Origin of the sequence: Microbacterium testaceum, assembly GCF_001476655.1 — a bacterium.
Classification (GTDB): domain Bacteria; phylum Actinomycetota; class Actinomycetes; order Actinomycetales; family Microbacteriaceae; genus Microbacterium; species Microbacterium testaceum_C.
Genome location: NZ_LDRT01000018.1, coordinates 23,388 through 39,038 on the forward strand (window position 1 = coordinate 23,388; position 15,651 = coordinate 39,038).

Annotated in this window: 13 protein-coding genes; 12 read left to right on the forward strand and 1 reads right to left on the reverse strand. The window is 70.4% G+C overall.

Features of this window, described 5'->3' with window-relative positions:
• Positions 1 to 4: 4 nt before the first annotated feature.
• From NS220_RS03355 to NS220_RS03375, 5 genes are all read left to right on the forward strand, one after another.
• Positions 5 to 778, forward strand: coding sequence for an SDR family NAD(P)-dependent oxidoreductase (locus tag NS220_RS03355; RefSeq protein ID WP_058622689.1), 774 nt, complete (start codon positions 5 to 7; stop codon positions 776 to 778).
• 143 nt (positions 779 to 921) lie between these two features.
• Positions 922 to 2,796: a molecular chaperone DnaK gene (dnaK, locus tag NS220_RS03360; protein ID WP_058622690.1), complete on the forward strand. Its 1,875-nt coding sequence runs from the start codon at positions 922 to 924 to the stop codon at positions 2,794 to 2,796.
• Positions 2,797 to 2,805: 9 nt separating this feature from the next.
• Positions 2,806 to 3,408 (forward strand): nucleotide exchange factor GrpE, encoded by a 603-nt coding sequence (locus NS220_RS03365; RefSeq protein WP_058622691.1) that lies wholly within the window; start codon positions 2,806 to 2,808, stop codon positions 3,406 to 3,408.
• Positions 3,409 to 3,419: 11 nt separating this feature from the next.
• Positions 3,420 to 4,412, forward strand: coding sequence for a DnaJ C-terminal domain-containing protein (locus tag NS220_RS03370; RefSeq protein WP_058622692.1), 993 nt, complete (start codon positions 3,420 to 3,422; stop codon positions 4,410 to 4,412).
• 78 nt (positions 4,413 to 4,490) lie between these two features.
• Entirely contained in the window at positions 4,491 to 4,928 is a 438-nt protein-coding gene (locus tag NS220_RS03375) for a heat shock protein transcriptional repressor HspR (RefSeq protein ID WP_058622693.1), read from the forward strand.
• 120 nt (positions 4,929 to 5,048) lie between these two features.
• On the opposite strand, the gene NS220_RS03380 is transcribed toward NS220_RS03375, so the two are convergent.
• Positions 5,049 to 5,642, reverse strand: a complete 594-nt coding sequence (locus tag NS220_RS03380) for a hypothetical protein (RefSeq protein ID WP_058622694.1) — start codon at positions 5,640 to 5,642, stop codon at positions 5,049 to 5,051.
• Positions 5,643 to 5,703: 61 nt separating this feature from the next.
• Here NS220_RS03380 and NS220_RS03385 point away from each other — a divergent pair, with 61 nt between their 5' ends.
• The 7 genes from NS220_RS03385 (at position 5,704) to NS220_RS03415 (ending at position 15,647) form a co-directional block, all read left to right on the forward strand.
• Positions 5,704 to 6,369, forward strand: a complete 666-nt coding sequence (locus tag NS220_RS03385) for an IclR family transcriptional regulator (RefSeq protein ID WP_058622695.1) — start codon at positions 5,704 to 5,706, stop codon at positions 6,367 to 6,369.
• On the forward strand, positions 6,366 to 8,021 hold the full coding sequence (gene hutU / locus NS220_RS03390; RefSeq protein ID WP_058622696.1) for a urocanate hydratase: 1,656 nt from the start codon (positions 6,366 to 6,368) through the stop codon (positions 8,019 to 8,021). Before NS220_RS03385 ends, hutU begins: the two co-directional genes overlap by 4 nt.
• Positions 8,018 to 9,220, forward strand: a complete 1,203-nt coding sequence (locus NS220_RS03395) for an allantoate amidohydrolase (protein ID WP_058622697.1) — start codon at positions 8,018 to 8,020, stop codon at positions 9,218 to 9,220. The genes hutU and NS220_RS03395 overlap by 4 nt, the downstream gene beginning before the upstream one ends.
• The gene (locus NS220_RS03400) at positions 9,217 to 10,533 is read left to right on the forward strand and encodes a formimidoylglutamate deiminase (RefSeq protein WP_058622698.1); all 1,317 of its coding nucleotides are present in this window, start codon (positions 9,217 to 9,219) and stop codon (positions 10,531 to 10,533) included. Before NS220_RS03395 ends, NS220_RS03400 begins: the two co-directional genes overlap by 4 nt.
• Entirely contained in the window at positions 10,530 to 11,705 is a 1,176-nt protein-coding gene (gene hutI, locus NS220_RS03405) for an imidazolonepropionase (RefSeq protein ID WP_058622699.1), read from the forward strand. The genes NS220_RS03400 and hutI overlap by 4 nt, the downstream gene beginning before the upstream one ends.
• A 187-nt stretch (positions 11,706 to 11,892) precedes the next feature.
• Positions 11,893 to 13,620 (forward strand): ABC transporter ATP-binding protein, encoded by a 1,728-nt coding sequence (locus tag NS220_RS03410; RefSeq protein ID WP_058622700.1) that lies wholly within the window; start codon positions 11,893 to 11,895, stop codon positions 13,618 to 13,620.
• Complete coding sequence (locus NS220_RS03415) at positions 13,617 to 15,647, forward strand: ABC transporter ATP-binding protein (RefSeq protein WP_058622701.1); 2,031 nt, start codon at positions 13,617 to 13,619, stop codon at positions 15,645 to 15,647. Before NS220_RS03410 ends, NS220_RS03415 begins: the two co-directional genes overlap by 4 nt.
• Positions 15,648 to 15,651: the final 4 nt, after the last annotated feature.

A 15,651-nucleotide genomic window follows, 5' to 3' on the forward strand; every position in this document is an offset into this window, starting at 1 on the left:
TGACATGACAACAAAAAGAAGCGTCCTCATCACCGGCGGAACGACCGGGATCGGTCTCGGCCTCGCTCGTCGTTACGCCGACACGGGTGCGCGCGTCATCGTGGCTGCGCGGCCGTCGCCGCGGCTCGCCGCCCTGCCGAGCCTCGTGGCGGGCGTCGCGACCGTGCCCGTCGACCTCGCCGCCCCCGAGGGGCGCGACGAGCTCGCCGACGCCATCGCCTCGCGATTCGGGGCCGTGGACGTCCTGGTCAACAACGCCGGCATCCAGCGACGTCTCGGCGTCGCCGAGGATGCGGCGCCGTGGGCGGATCGTCAACGCGAGATCGATCTGCTCTTCTCGGCGCCCGTGCACCTCGCGACCCTGCTCATGTCGACGCTGCTCCACTCGCCGGCGGGGCAGATCGTGAACGTCACCTCTGGCGGCGCCTTCACCCCGCAGCCCTTCGCCCCGGTCTACAGCGCGATGAAGGCCGCTCTGCACAGTTGGACCGTCACGCTGCGCGATGCCCTCGCCGCCACCCCGGTCGCGGTGACCGAGCTCATTCCCCCCGCCGTCGCCACGGGTCTGGCGGGGCCGGGGAAAGCGCACGGTCTTGACCTCGACGCGTTCTGCGACGCCGTCTTTCCCGAGATCGAGGGGCGCGTCGCCGAGGTCGGCGCGGGCGCGACGGCGACCGACGGCTTCCGGGCGGCCCGCGCCGGCGATGCCGAGCGTTTCGCCGCCGCGGCCGGGCGATTCCCGGTCGCGCGATTCCCTGCATCCTCGACGGAAAGTTGAGCCAAATCGTATCAACTCTTCTTGACGTCACAGAAGGTCTGCGCTAGCGTTGAGTCATCGCGGCTCAACCCCGGTCGAGCCGCCGCAGACTTCGACAAACCCGAGTCGTGGCATCCGCCCGGCTCACAAGCAAGGAGACACATATGCCCCGTGCAGTGGGAATCGACCTCGGTACGACCAACTCCGTCGTGAGCGTGCTCGAGGGTGGCGAGCCCAAGGTCATCGCCAACGCCGAGGGTTTCCGTACGACCCCCTCGGTCGTCGCCTACACGAAGGACGGCGAGGTGCTCGTCGGCGAGACCGCCAAGCGCCAGGCCGTCACCAACGTCGACCGCACCATCTCGAGCGTCAAGCGCCACATGGGCACCACGTGGAGCTTCGACGTCGACGGCAAGAAGTGGACGCCGCAGGAGATCTCGGCCCGCATCCTGCAGAAGCTCAAGCGCGACGCCGAGGAGTACCTGGGCGACAGCGTGACCGACGCGGTCATCACGGTCCCCGCCTACTTCAACGACGCCGAGCGTCAGGCCACCAAGGAGGCCGGTGAGATCGCGGGCCTCAACGTGCTCCGCATCATCAACGAGCCCACCGCCGCCGCTCTCGCGTACGGCCTCGACAAGGGCAAGGAAGACGAGCTCATCCTGGTCTTCGACCTCGGTGGCGGAACCTTCGACGTCTCGCTGCTCGAGGTGGGCAAGGACGACGACTTCTCGACCATCCAGGTGCGCGCCACCTCCGGTGACAACCGCCTCGGTGGAGACGACTGGGACCAGCGCGTCGTCGACTACCTCATCAAGCAGTTCAAGGACACGACCGGTGTCGACGTCTCGGGCGACAAGATCGCCCTGCAGCGTCTCAAGGAAGCGGCCGAGCAGGCCAAGAAGGAGCTGTCGAGCTCGACCTCGACCTCCGTCAACCTGCCCTACCTGTCGCTCACCGACTCGGGCCCCGTCTCGCTCAGCGAGACCCTCACCCGCGCCAAGTTCGAGGACCTCACCAAGGACCTCCTCGACCGCACCCGCAAGCCCTTCTCCGACGTCATCCGCGAGGCCGGCGTCAAGGTCGACGACATCGCGCACGTGGTGCTCGTCGGCGGCTCGACCCGCATGCCCGCGGTCGCCGAGCTGGTCAAGAAGGAGACCGGTAAGGACGCCAACAAGGGTGTGAACCCCGACGAGGTCGTGGCCGTGGGCGCAGCCCTGCAGGCCGGTGTCCTCAAGGGCGAGCGCAAGGACGTCCTGCTCATCGACGTCACCCCCCTGAGCCTCGGTATCGAGACCAAGGGCGGCATCATGACCAAGCTCATCGAGCGCAACACGGCCATCCCGACCAAGCGCAGCGAGACCTTCACCACCGCCGACGACAACCAGCCGTCGGTCGCGATCCAGGTCTTCCAGGGCGAGCGCGAGTTCACCCGCGACAACAAGCCGCTCGGCACCTTCGAGCTCACCGGCATCGCTCCGGCTCCCCGTGGCATCCCGCAGGTCGAGGTCACCTTCGACATCGACGCGAACGGCATCGTGCACGTGTCCGCCAAGGACAAGGGCACCGGCAAGGAGCAGTCGATGACCATCACGGGCGGCTCGTCGCTCCCGAAGGAAGACATCGAGCGCATGGTGCGCGAGGCCGAGGAGAACGCGGCCGAAGACAAGAAGCGCCGCGAGTCCGCCGAGACCCGCAACCAGGCCGAGACCCTGTCGTACTCGATCGAGAAGCTGATCAAGGAGAACGAGGACAAGCTCCCCGCCGAGGTCAAGACCGAGGTGCAGGGCGACGTCGACGCGCTCAAGACGGCTCTCGCCGGTGACGACGACGACGCGGTCAAGACCGCGTTCGACAAGCTGAACGCCAGCCAGGGCAAGCTCGGTGAGGCCATCTACGCCTCGTCGCAGGCCGCGGGCGAGTCCGCCGACCCCAACGTGGGTCAGCCCGGCAACGGCGAGACGCCGAACCCCGAGGAAGACGTCATCGACGCCGAGGTCGTCGACGACGAGAACCCCGACGAGAACAAGAAGTAAGCAGAGAACATGGCACACAAGGACGACGAACAGCCCACGGGCTCGGGCGCCGGTCCTGACGAGACGGGGCCGGAGGAGAACACCTCCGGCCCCGCGCCGTCGGGAGAGCAGGCCCCGGATGCCGATGGCCTGACCATCGACGACATCCTCGGCGCGGAGCAGACGCCCGAGGCCGCAGCCGAAGACGCCGGTTCCGACCGCGAAGCCTCGCTGCTGATCGACCTCAAGCGTCTGCAGGCCGAGTACGCCAACTACCGTCGGCGCACCGAGGAGCAGCGCGAGCGCGAGATCGAGCGGGCCAAGGGCGAGGCCGTGAAGGGCCTGCTGCCCGTCATGGACGACCTCGACCGCGCGGCCAAGCACGGCGATCTCGTCGAGGGCAGCCCCCTCGCCGCGATCGGCGACAAGGTGCGGGCCGTGGCCGAGCGTCTCGGCGTGGTGTCGTACGGCGCCGTGGGCGACGTGTTCGACCCGCAGCAGCACGAGGCGATCTTCCAGGCCCCGACCCCGGGCGTGACCGAGACGACGATCCTCGAGGTCGTCGAGGTCGGCTACCGCCTCGGCTCGGTCGAACTGCGACCGGCCAAGGTCGTCGTGGCCGTGCCGGCCTAGGAGGAGGACGCATGGCGAGTCAGGACTGGTTCGACAAGGACTTCTACAAGGTCCTCGGTGTCGACAAGAGCGTCAGCGCTGCCGATCTGAAGAAGACGTACCGCAAGCTCGCGCGCCAGTACCACCCCGACTCGAACCCGGGCGACGCGAAGGCCGAAGCGAAGTTCAAGGAGATCAGCGAGGCCTACTCGGTCCTCAACGATCCGGAGCAGCGCGAGGAGTACGACCAGATCCGGGCCATGGGCTCGGGGGCGCGCTTCTCCGCGCCGGGAGCGGGAGGCGGCGGCGGTTTCGACGACGTCTTCAGTCGCTTCGGTCAGCAGCGCGGGGGATCGACGAGCGGTCCCGCCGGCTTCGAGGACTTCTTCTCGATGTTCGACCAGCAGGGCGGCGGGGGCTTCGGCTCCGGGCGCTTCGGTCAGACGACGGGCGGATACCGCGGCTTCGGCGGCCCCCAGCGCGGGGCCGACGTCACGGCGCGCACGACGATCGACTTCGTCACGGCAGCCAAGGGCGAGACGATCACCCTGCAGGGCGAGGACAACACACCCTTCAAGGTGAAGATCCCGGCCGGCGTGTCGGACGGGCAGAAGATCCGTCTGCGCGGACGGGGGCGTCCCTCGCCGGACGGCGGTGAGAGCGGCGACATCGTCGTGACGGTCGCGGTGCGCCCGCACCCGGTCTTCACCCGTGACGGCCTCAACCTGCGGCTGACGGTCCCGGTGACCTTCACCGAGGCCGCTCTCGGCGCGACCATCGAGGTCCCGACCCTCGGCGGCGATCCGGTGCGGCTGCGTGTCGCCCCGGGCACCCCGTCGGGGCGCGTGCTGCGGGTCAAGGGGCGTGGCATCCAGACCGCCAAGGGCACCGGCGACCTGCTCGCCGAAGTCCAGGTCGCGGTCCCCGCGCACCTCGACGACGCCGCCCGCGAGGCCCTCGAGCGTTTCCATGAGCTCGAACCGAAGGAGAATCCCCGCGCCGACCTGATGGCCAAGGCGCGGTAACACCACGACGCCGGGGCTCGGCATCCGGAATCACGGATGCCGGGACCCCGGCCAACGGCACGAGCGAGAGGAGAAGACGTGGCCGACCGAGATATCGATGAGGATTCCCCCATCTTCGCCATCGCCGTCGCCGCCGAGCTGTCGAACATGCACCCGCAGACCCTGCGGCAGTACGACCGGCTCGGGCTCGTCGTGCCCGCGCGGACCCAGGGCGGGTCGCGCCGGTACTCGAGCCGGCACGTGCAGCAGCTGCGCGAGGTCGCCCGGCTGTCGAGCGAGGGTATGAGCCTGCCGGCGATCGCGCGGCTGCTCACCCTCGAGCAGCAGGTCCACGACCTGTCGCGCCGGGTGAACGACCTCGAGCGTCAGCTCATGGCTGAGCGCCAGTCCCGCCCGGGTGCGCGCGTCTTCGCCGCCGGGGCGACGGGCTCGGTCGTGACCCTGCGTCACGGCGCGCGCGTACGTCGGGCGACCGACATCGTGCTGTGGCGTCCGCGCGACGCTCACAGCGACTGATCCACACCCGGCTCCGCCCCGCGTCCGCCCCGGCTCCGCCCCGCGTGAGTCGCCAGGGATGGTCGCTTCGGCGCCCTCCAAAGCGACACTTTCTGGCGACTCACGCGAGGTTCAGCCGGCTCAGGCGGGGTCGAGGCGCAGAACGGTCGGTGACTCACCCAGCTTCAGGTCGTCGACGATGCGGACCGAGCGCGCGAGGTCATCGACGGCACCGATGATCGTGCCGAAACGCTCGCGGTCGGAGCAGACCGCGGTGACCGTCACGAAGTGCGAGCCCGTGTCCCACGTGTAGGTCGCGAACGGCGGGGTCTTCGGGTCGGTCGGCAGAGGCATCGCGAGTTTCTCGCCGACGCCGAGGAAGGTGCTGCGGAACGACTCGGTGTCGTCGTACTCCATCGGCATCATCGCCCGCGCGGTGCGCAGTTGCGGCGTCGCCTCCTGCAGCTGCGCCATGACGACGAGGAGCTCGGGGTCGCTCTTCCACACCCACACGAGCACGCGTCCCGCCGCGCGCCGCATGAGCAGCGGAGCGGCCTGGCTGAGGATCCAGGCGAACGCGCCCCCGCCGGGCCGGGGCGTCGATCCGGCGGCGGTGTTCGCCTGATTCAGCAGCATGCCGATCGCCGCTTTGCGGTGGCGGCGGCCACGGAGGCCGAGGGAGCCCGTCACGGGCACCCAGCGATCAGCGGGAGCGTCGGCCTGCAGTCGGGACATGGAACCAGCCTAGAGGTCGACACTCTTGCCATTATGTGAAATCTCCGTTTCACTGAACGACATGACCGATTCGCCGACCCGCACCGTCGACCGGGCGTTGTCGCTGCTGGCGGTGGTGTGTGACGACGGGCCCCTGACGCTCGCGGATGCCGCGCGCGCCGTCGACCTGTCCGCGAGCACCGCGCTGCGTCTGCTGCGTACGCTCGAAGCGCAGGAGTTCATCCGCCGCGTCGACGACGGCCGCTACGCCGCAGGCGCACGCATGGTGCACCTGGGCGCCCGGGCTCTGGCGAACGACTCACTGGTCTCGCTGGCCGAACCCGCTCTCCGGCGCGTCGTCGACCGAACGGGGGAGTCGAGCTACCTCGCCGTCCGCGGCGCGGGCGAGACGGCGGTCTACATCGCCATCGCCGAGGGCACCCACTCCATCCGCCACGTGAGCTGGGTGGGGCGGATGATCCCCCTGCACGGATCGGCCGCCGGCGCGGTGCTCGCCGGCCAGACGGGCCCGGACGGCTACGTCGTCGTGACGCAGGGCGTCGAGGCCGACGTCACCGCGGTCGCGGCCCCCATCGCCATCGGCGGCCGGGTCGTGGCATCCCTGTCCGTCGTCGTGCCCAGCTACCGCACCACCGAATCCAGAACCGCCGAGATCGGACGCGCGCTCGTCGCCGAGAGCCGCTCGATCCCGGCGGTGTCCGACGTCGAAGGAGACACGACGACATGACCGGAAACCGCGAGATCCGTGCCCCGCGAGGGACGACGCTGACGGCCAAGAGCTGGCAGACCGAGGCTCCGCTGCGGATGCTCATGAACAACCTCGACCCCGAGGTCGCCGAGCGCCCCGAAGACCTCATCGTCTACGGCGGCACGGGCAAGGCCGCCCGAAACTGGGCGAGCTACGACGCGATCGTCGCGACCCTCGCCGACCTCGACGACGACGAGACGCTGCTCGTGCAATCGGGCAAGCCCGTGGGGGTGTTCCGCACGAACGTGTGGGCGCCGCGCGTGCTCCTGGCCAACTCGAACCTCGTGGGCGACTGGGCCACCTGGCCCGAGTTCCGCCGTCTCGAGGCCGAGGGGCTCATGATGTACGGCCAGATGACGGCCGGGTCGTGGATCTACATCGGCACCCAAGGGATCCTGCAGGGCACGTACGAGACGTTCGGCGCGGTCGCGCGCAAGCGGTTCGGCGGCACCCTCGCAGGCACCCTGACCGTCACCGGCGGCTGCGGCGGCATGGGCGGCGCCCAGCCCCTGTCGGTGACCCTCAACGGCGGTGTCGTGCTCATCGTCGACGTCGACGAGACGCGGCTCCGCCGCCGCCAGGGCAAGCGCTACCTCGACGAGGTCACCACCGACCTCGACGACGCCCTCGAGCGCGTGCTCGCGGCCAAGGCCGAGGGGCGCGCCCTCTCGGTCGGTCTCGTCGGCAACAGCGCCGAGGTGCTGCCCGAACTGCTCCGCCGCGAGGTGCCTGTCGACATCGTGACCGACCAGACCTCGGCGCATGACCCGCTCGCGTACCTGCCCGCGGGCGTCGCCTTCGAGGACTGGCGCACCGAGTCGGCGCGCGACCCCGAGGGCTTCACCGTCCGCGCGCGGGAGTCGATGGCGCGCCACGTCGAGGCGATGGTGGAGTTCCAGAAGCGCGGCGCCGAGGTGTTCGACTACGGCAACTCGATCCGCGACGAGGCGCGCCAGGGCGGTTACGCCGACGCGTTCGCCTTCCCCGGCTTCGTGCCGGCCTACATCCGGCCGCTGTTCTGCGAGGGCCTCGGCCCGTTCCGTTGGGTGGCGCTGTCGGGAGACCCGGCCGACATCGCCGTCACCGACCAGGCGATCCTCGAGCTCTTCCCCGAGAACGAGGGCCTGAAGCGCTGGATCACGGCGGCGCAGGAGCACGTCGAGTTCGAGGGCCTTCCCGCCCGCATCTGCTGGCTCGGCTACGGCGACCGGGCCAAGGCCGCCGTCCGTTTCAACGAGCTCGTCGCGGAGGGAAAGATCTCGGCTCCGATCGTCATCGGCCGCGACCACCTCGACTCAGGTTCCGTCGCCTCGCCCTACCGCGAGACCGAGGCGATGGCCGACGGATCGGATGCCATCGCCGACTGGCCCCTCCTGAACGCGCTGATCAACACCGCCTCCGGCGCCACCTGGGTGTCGCTGCACCACGGCGGCGGTGTCGGCATCGGGCGCTCCATCCACGCCGGCCAGGTCTCGGTCGCCGACGGCACGCCGCTCGCCGCCGAGAAGCTGCAGCGCCTGCTGACGAACGACCCCGGCATGGGGGTCATCCGTCACGTCGACGCGGGCTACGACCGCGCGATCGAGGTCGCCCGCGAGCGCGGCGTGCGCGTCCCGATGCTCGACTCATGACCGCCGTCACCGCCCTGCTCGACGCGATCTCGGGCATCGGCCGCGAGCCCCGCAGCGGCGGTTACGCGCGTCCGGTCCTCTCGACCGCGGAACGCGACCTCCGCGCGTGGTTCGTCGCCGAGGCCGAGGCGCGCGGGCTCTCGGTGGAGGTCGACCGCAATGGCATCCTGTGGGCGTGGTGGGGGATGCCGGGACCCGGCGCCGTCGTCACCGGGAGCCATCTCGACTCGGTGCCGGGTGGCGGGGCATTCGACGGGCCGCTGGGTGTCGCGGCCGCGCTCGCCGCGGTCGATGTGCTGCGCGGACGCGGATTCGCCCCCGCGAGGCCGCTGGCGATCGCGGTCTTCCCCGAGGAGGAGGGCTCGCGCTTCGGCGTCGCGTGCCTCGGTTCGCGTCTGCTGACGGGGGCGTTGTCTCCGGATGCCGCGCGCCGCCTCACCGATCGTGACGGCGACACGCTGGCCGACGTCTTCGCCGCGGGAGGGATCGACCCGGCCCGGATCGGCCCCGACCCCGAGGCCCTCGCGCGCGTCGGCGTCTTCGTCGAGCTGCACGTCGAGCAGGGACGCGGCCTGATCGACCTCGACCGTCCGTTCGCGGTCGCGGAGTCGATCCTCGGACACGGCCGCTTCAAGGTGTCGGTGCGCGGCGAGGGCAACCACGCCGGGACGACGCTCATGGCCGACCGCCGCGATCCGCTGGTCGCCGCCGCCGGCATGGTCGGCCGCATCGCCGAGCTCGCCGGGGCCGTCGACGACGCCCGCGCGACCGTCGGGCGCTTCGAGCCCGTGCCCGGGGGCACCAACGTCATCGCGTCGTCGGTCGACTTCTGGATCGACGCCCGGCATCCCGACGACGCCGTCACCCGTCGTCTCGTCGCCGACATCGAGCGCTCGTGCGTCGAGCTCGCGGCGGCGCGCGGCTGCGAGGCCGTGCTCGTCGAGGAATCGTGGAGCCCCACGGTCGGTTTCGACCCCGCGCTCGCGCGACGCCTCGGTGCGGCGCTCGGCGAGGCCCCGCACCTGCGCACGGGTGCGGGCCACGACGCCGGCATCCTCGCGAGCGCCGTCCCCACGGGCATGCTCTTCGTCCGCAACCCCTCGGGCATCTCGCACTCGCCCGAGGAGCACGTCGCCGACGCCGACGCCGACGCCTCCGCTGCCGCTCTCGCCGACGTGCTCGAGGACCTGCTGTCGTGACGCGCTTCTGGGCACCCCGGGCGTGGATCGGCGACGCCGTGGCGAGCGGCGTGCGGGTGACGGCATCCGAGGGCCTCATCGCCTCCGTTGAGATCGGGACGATCCCGGATGCCGCGGATGAACGCCTCGACGGACTCGTGCTGCCGGGAGCGGTCAACGCCCACTCGCATGCTTTCCACCGACTCCTGCGGGGACGCACGCACGGCGACGGGGGCAGCTTCTGGACCTGGCGCGAGCTGATGTACCGCGAGGCCGGGCGACTCGATCCGGCCTCGTACGAGCGCGTCGCCACCGCGGTCTACGCCGAGATGGTCGCCGCGGGCTGGACGTCGGTCGCCGAGTTCCACTACGTGCACCACGCGCCCGACGCCTCGCCCTACGACCCCCCGCACGCGATGGAGCGCGCGCTCGCGCGCGCGGCGCGGGCCAGCGGCATCCGTCTCACCCTGCTCGACACGTGCTACCTCTCGAGCGGCTTCGGGAAGCCTCTCGAACCTGCCCAGCGGCGCTTCGGAGACACGGATGCCACGGCCTGGCTCGCGCGTCTGTCGGCGCTGCGCGAGGTTCTCGCCGACGAGCATCCCGAGGTCGTGGTCGGCGCGGCCGTGCACTCGGTGCGCGCGGTCCCGGTCGATGCCCTCGAGCGGATCGGGGCCGAGCTCGACCCCACGATCCCCCTGCACGTGCACCTGTCGGAGCAGCCGGGCGAGAACGCGGCCTGCCTCGAGGCCACGGGTCTCACCCCCACCGGCCTCCTCGACCGCAGTGGCCTGCTCTCGCCGCGGCTGTCGGCCGTGCACGCCACGCATCTCACCGACGATGACATCGCCGCTCTCGGCGCCGCCCGCGTGACGATCGTGATGTGCCCGACCACCGAGGCCGACCTCGGCGACGGTGTCGGTCCCGCCCGGCGGCTGGCCGACGCGGGCGCCCGTCTCGCCCTCGGTACCGACCAGCATGCGGTGGTCGACCCTCTGCTCGAAGCCCGCGCGCTCGAGCAGGGCGAGCGGCTCGCGTCGGGTCGCCGCGGACGCTTCTCGCCCGCGGAGCTCGTCGCCGCCCTCACGCGCGGGGGCGCGTCGGCGGTGGGCCGCGAGGTCGGGCGGATCGCGGTGGGGGAGCCCTGCGACCTCCTCGTCGTCGACGAGACCAGCGCCCGCACCGCGGGCAGCGACCCCGGCCAGCTCGTGCTCAGCGCGACCGCGCATGACGTCACCCGTGTGATCATCGGGGGACGCGAGCGCGCGGCCGGCGGCGTGCACACCGACCTCGGCGACGTCGGCGACCTGCTGCGAAAGGCGATGACACCGTGAGCACCCTGATCACCCGCGTCGGCGAGCTCGTGACGGTCGACGACGAAGAACGCGTCCTCCGCGATGCGGCCGTCGTCATCGACGGCGACCGCATCGCCTGGATCGGCACCGCGTCAAAGGCCCCGGCCGCCGACGAGCTCGTGGACGCCGACGGCCGCGCCCTGCTGCCGGGCTGGGTCGACGCGCACACCCACCTCGTCTTCGACGGCGACCGCACGGCCGAGTTCGAGGCCCGCATGGCGGGGCAGAGCTACGCCGCGGGCGGGATCGCGGTGACCCGGGATGCCACCCGCGAGGCTCCCGACGACCGTCTCGCCGCCCTCGTCGCCGCCCGCGTCCGGGAGGCGCGCGCCCAGGGGACGACCTGGATCGAGACGAAGACCGGGTACGGACTCGACGTCGCGAGCGAGGAGCGCAGCGCGCGGATCGCCGCGGCGGGTGCCGACGACGCGACCTTCCTCGGGGCGCACCTCGTGCCCGCGGGCCGGGATGCCGACGACTACGTGCGGGAGGTGTGCGGTCCGATGCTCGCGGCGGTGCGCCCGTACGTGACGTGGGCCGACGTGTTCTGCGAGCGCGGGGCGTTCACCCCCGAGCAGTCCCGCGAGGTGTTGACGGCCGCGCGGTCCGCGGGCCTGGGGCTCCGCGTGCACGGCAACCAGCTCGGCCACGGCGAGGGCATCCGTCTGGCCGTCGAGCTGGGAGCGGCGAGCGTCGATCACTGCAACTTCGTCTCGGATGCCGACCTCGAGGCGCTCGCGGGAGGATCCACCGTCGCGACCGTTCTGCCCGCGTGCGACCTCTCGACGCGCGCCCCTCTCGCTCCCGCGCGGAGCCTGCTCGACGCGGGCGTCGAGGTCGCGATCGCTTCGAACTGCAACCCGGGCACCTCATACACGAGCTCGATGCCGTTCTGCGTCGCGACCGCCGTGCTGCAGATGGGACTCAGCGTCGCCGAGGCCGTGCGCGCGGCCACGCGCGGCGGCGCGGTCGCGCTGGGCCGTTCCTCGGGCGAGGGCGCGGTGGGATCGATCGCCGTGGGCCATCGCGCCGACCTGCACCTGCTCGACGCGCCGTCGGCGACGCACCTGGCCTATCGGCCCGGGATGCCGCTGACGGCGGGGGTGTGGAAGGACGGGCGCCGTGTGGCGGCGCCGCTCGTCGCGCGGTGAGGTGGCGTGGTCGGTCGTGCTGCAGGGGTCAGCGGGCAGCGAGGTCGCGTCGCGGCGGGTCTCGCCCTCGCGTGTTCGCGCTGGGCGCTACCGGATTCTGCCGCGGATTCGCGCGGATGTCGGAGGTCCGTGCGAGGCTGTAGCTGCGGTCATGGCGACCGTGATCCGTTGATTTACGGAGGGCTCCGTGCTCGCCAAGCTCCTCATCCGCTACCTCAAGCCGTACCGCTGGCTGCTGCTGGCGCTCCTGGTCTTCCAGTTCGCCGCGGCCATGGCATCCCTGTATCTGCCGAGGCTGAACGCCGACATCATCGATCAGGGTGTCGCCCGCGGTGACACGAACTTCATCTGGTCGCGCGGCATGATCATGCTCCTCATCTCGCTCGGCCAGATCACGGCGTCGGTCATCGCGACCTACTTCGCCGCTCGCGCTGCGATGGCCGCGGGCCGAGACATCCGTCTCGATGTGTTCGAGAAGGTCAGCGGGTTCAGCGAGCGCGAGTTGTCGCAGTTCGGCGCGGGCTCCCTCATCACCCGCAACACCAACGACGTGCAGCAGGTGCAGATGCTGGCGATGATGGGCGCGACCATGCTCGTCAGCGCGCCGCTGCTCGCCATCGGCGGCATCTTCATGGCCCTGCAGCAAGACGTCGGGCTGAGCTGGCTGATCGCCGTCGCGGTGCCTGCGCTCTTGATCGCCGCCGGCTTGATCATCGCGCGCATGGTGCCGCTGTTCCGCAGCTACCAGACGAAGCTCGACGCCGTGAACCGCATCATGCGCGAACAGCTGACCGGCGTCCGCGTCGTCCGCGCGTTCGTGCGGGAGCGCATCGAAGAAGAGCGTTTCCGTGAGGCCAACACCGACATCATGGTCGTCGGCCGAAAGGTCGGCTCGCTGTTCGTTCTCCTGTTCCCCCTCGCGATGCTGGTGCTGAACGTCACGGTGGTCGGGGTCATCTGGTTCGGGGGCATCCAGGTCGACAGCGGCGCCGTCGAGATCGGCACCCTGTTCGCCTTCATGCAGTACGTCGCCCAGATCCTCATGGGCGTGCTCATGGCGAGCTTCATGACGGTCATGATCCCGCGTGCCGCCGTCTCGGCAGAGCGCATCGGCGAGGTGCTCGACAGCCACTCGACGCTCGAGAGGCCCGCCCACCCGATCGCCACGTTCCCCGAGCCGGGCGCGGTCGAATTCGACGATGTCGCTTTCGCCTACCCCGGTGCCGAATCGCCCGTCGTGGCCGGCGTGAGCTTCGCCGCCCGCCCGGGAGAGACCGTCGCGATCGTCGGGTCGACGGGCGCCGGCAAGACCACGCTCGTGTCGCTCATCCCGCGCCTGTTCGATGTCACGGGTGGCGCCGTCCGCGTCGGGGGTGTCGACGTGCGCGAGGCCGATCTCGATGGACTGTGGAAGAGCATCGGTCTCGTTCCGCAGCGGCCCTTCCTCTTCAGCGGCACCGTCGCTTCGAACCTGCGCTTCGGGCGCGAGGACGCCACCGACGACGAACTCTGGCGCGCCCTCGAGATCGCGCAGGGGCGCGACTTCGTCGAGGCGATGGAGGGCGGGCTCGAGGGGCGCATCGCGCAGGGTGGCACGAACGTCTCCGGCGGGCAACGTCAGCGCCTGGCCATCGCCCGCGCGATCGTCCACCGCCCCGCGGTGCTGGTCTTCGACGACTCCTTCTCGGCGCTCGACCTCAGCACCGACGCGAGGTTGAGACAGGCCCTGTGGGACGAGTTGCCCGACGTGACCAAGATCGTGGTCGCCCAGCGCGTGTCGACCATCACCGGTGCCGACCGCATCGTGGTGCTCGAAGACGGTCGCATGGTCGGCCTCGGCACACACGAGGAGCTGCTCCAGACGAGCGGCACGTACCGCGAGATCGTCGAGTCGCAGCTGGGAGTGGAAGCATGAGCACGCCCGACGCCCTCACCGAAGAAGACCGCGCCGAACTCGAGCTCGCCGAGCAAGCGCGCCTGAGCTCCGGCGACTGGGACAGCGTCGCTCCCGGAAAGGCGGCGAACTTCGGGCCCAGCTTCCGTCGACTGATCGGACTCCTGCGCCCGCACGCCGGGGCGTTCGCCTTCGTGTCGGCGCTCGGCGCCCTCGGCGTCGTCCTCGCGGTGCTCGCCCCGCGCGTGCTCGGCAACGCGACCAACATCATCTTCGAGGGAGTCGTCTCCAAGGGACTGGCGGCGCAGTTCCCGGCCGACACCTCGCAAGCCGAGGTCGTCGAGGCGCTTCGCGCGGCGGGTCAGAACGACTTCGCGAACATCATCGGCGCGATGAATTCGTTCCAGGTCGGCGCGGGCGTCGACTTCGATGCGCTGCGCCTGGTCATCGTCGCGGTGCTGGCGATCTACGTCGGGTCGTCGCTGCTGTCGTGGATCCAGGGTTACGTCATCAACGTCATCATGGTGCGCACGATGTGGCGCCTGCGCGAAGACGTCGAGGCGAAGATCAACCGCCTCCCGCTGTCGTACTTCGACAAGGTCCAGCGCGGTGAGCTCATCTCGCGCGTGACCAACGACATCGACAACATCACGCAGACGATGCAGCAGTCGCTGTCGAGTGCGCTCACGTCGGTGCTGACGGTGGTGGGCGTCCTCATCATGATGTTCACCATCTCGTGGCAGCTCGCGCTCGTCGCCCTCGTGTCGCTGCCGCTCATGGCGATCATCTTCGGTGTGATCGGTCCGAAGTCGCAGAAGACATTCGGGACGCAGTGGAAGAAGGTCGGTCGCCTGAACGCCCGCGTCGAGGAGTCCTTCTCGGGCCACGCTCTCGTCAAGGTGTACGGCCGCGAGAAGGACGCTCGCGAGAAGTTCGAGGTCGAGAACGAAGAGCTGTACCAGGCGAGCTTCAAGGCGCAGTTCCTCTCCGGCATGATCATGCCGGGCATGATGTTCGTCGGAAACCTCACCTACGTCGGCATCGCGGTGCTCGGCGGCCTGATGGTGGCCGCGGGCCAGATCCGCCTGGGCGATGTGCAGGCCTTCATCCAGTACTCGCAGCAGTTCACGCAGCCGCTGTCGCAGTTGGGTGGCATGGCCGCCGTCGTGCAGTCGGGCACCGCCTCGGCCGAGCGCGTCTTCGCGCTGCTCGACGCCGACGAGCAGGAGGCCGACGCGGCGGATGCGCCCGAACCTGTCGACGGGCGTGGCGTGATCGAGTTCGAGAACGTCGCTTTCGCCTACACGCCCGAGCGACCGCTCATCAGCGACCTGTCGTTCCGCGTCGAGCCCGGACAGACGGTCGCGATCGTCGGGCCCACCGGCGCGGGCAAGACCACGCTGGTCAACCTCATCATGCGGTTCTACGAGCTCGACGGCGGGCGCATCCTGCTCGACGGGCAGAACATCGCCGACCTCCGCCGCGACGACGTGCGCTCGCGGACCGGCATGGTGCTGCAAGATCCCTGGCTGTTCGCCGGAACGATCCGCGACAACATCCGATACGGGCGCGAGACCGCCACCGACGACGAGATCGTCGAGGCCGCCGTCGCCACACGCGTCGACCAGTTCGTCCACTCGCTTCCCGCGGGATACGACACCGTTCTCGACGAGGACGCGGCGAACGTCTCCGCCGGAGAGAAGCAGCTGATCACGATCGCGCGCGCGTTCGTGGCACGGCCCTCGGTGTTGATCCTCGACGAGGCCACCTCCTCGGTCGACACCCGTACCGAGCTGCTGCTGCAGCAGGCCATGGCGGCGCTTCGCGAGGGGCGCACGTCGTTCGTGATCGCGCACCGTCTCTCGACGATCCGCGATGCCGACCTCATCCTCGTGATGGAGCACGGCGACATCGTCGAGCAGGGGACCCACGACGAGCTGATCACGCAGCACGGCGCCTATTGGCGCCTGTACCAGTCGCAGTTCCAGAACGCCGGTTCCGATCAGGACGCGGAGGTCGGGCAGGTCTCGGGAGGTGTCGAGTCCTGACGGT

Excerpts from the sequence above, each read along its gene's own strand:
- NS220_RS03355 (WP_058622689.1), top strand. The coding sequence starts at position 5 with ATGACAACAAAAAGAAGCGTCCTCATCACCGGCGGAACGACCGGGATC.
- dnaK (WP_058622690.1), top strand. The coding sequence starts at position 922 with ATGCCCCGTGCAGTGGGAATCGACCTCGGTACGACCAACTCCGTCGTG.
- NS220_RS03365 (WP_058622691.1), top strand. The coding sequence starts at position 2,806 with ATGGCACACAAGGACGACGAACAGCCCACGGGCTCGGGCGCCGGTCCT.
- NS220_RS03370 (WP_058622692.1), top strand. The coding sequence starts at position 3,420 with ATGGCGAGTCAGGACTGGTTCGACAAGGACTTCTACAAGGTCCTCGGT.
- NS220_RS03380 (WP_058622694.1), bottom strand. The coding sequence starts at position 5,642 with ATGTCCCGACTGCAGGCCGACGCTCCCGCTGATCGCTGGGTGCCCGTG.
- NS220_RS03385 (WP_058622695.1), top strand. The coding sequence starts at position 5,704 with ATGACCGATTCGCCGACCCGCACCGTCGACCGGGCGTTGTCGCTGCTG.
- hutU (WP_058622696.1), top strand. The coding sequence starts at position 6,366 with ATGACCGGAAACCGCGAGATCCGTGCCCCGCGAGGGACGACGCTGACG.
- NS220_RS03395 (WP_058622697.1), top strand. The coding sequence starts at position 8,018 with ATGACCGCCGTCACCGCCCTGCTCGACGCGATCTCGGGCATCGGCCGC.
- NS220_RS03415 (WP_058622701.1), top strand. The coding sequence starts at position 13,617 with ATGAGCACGCCCGACGCCCTCACCGAAGAAGACCGCGCCGAACTCGAG.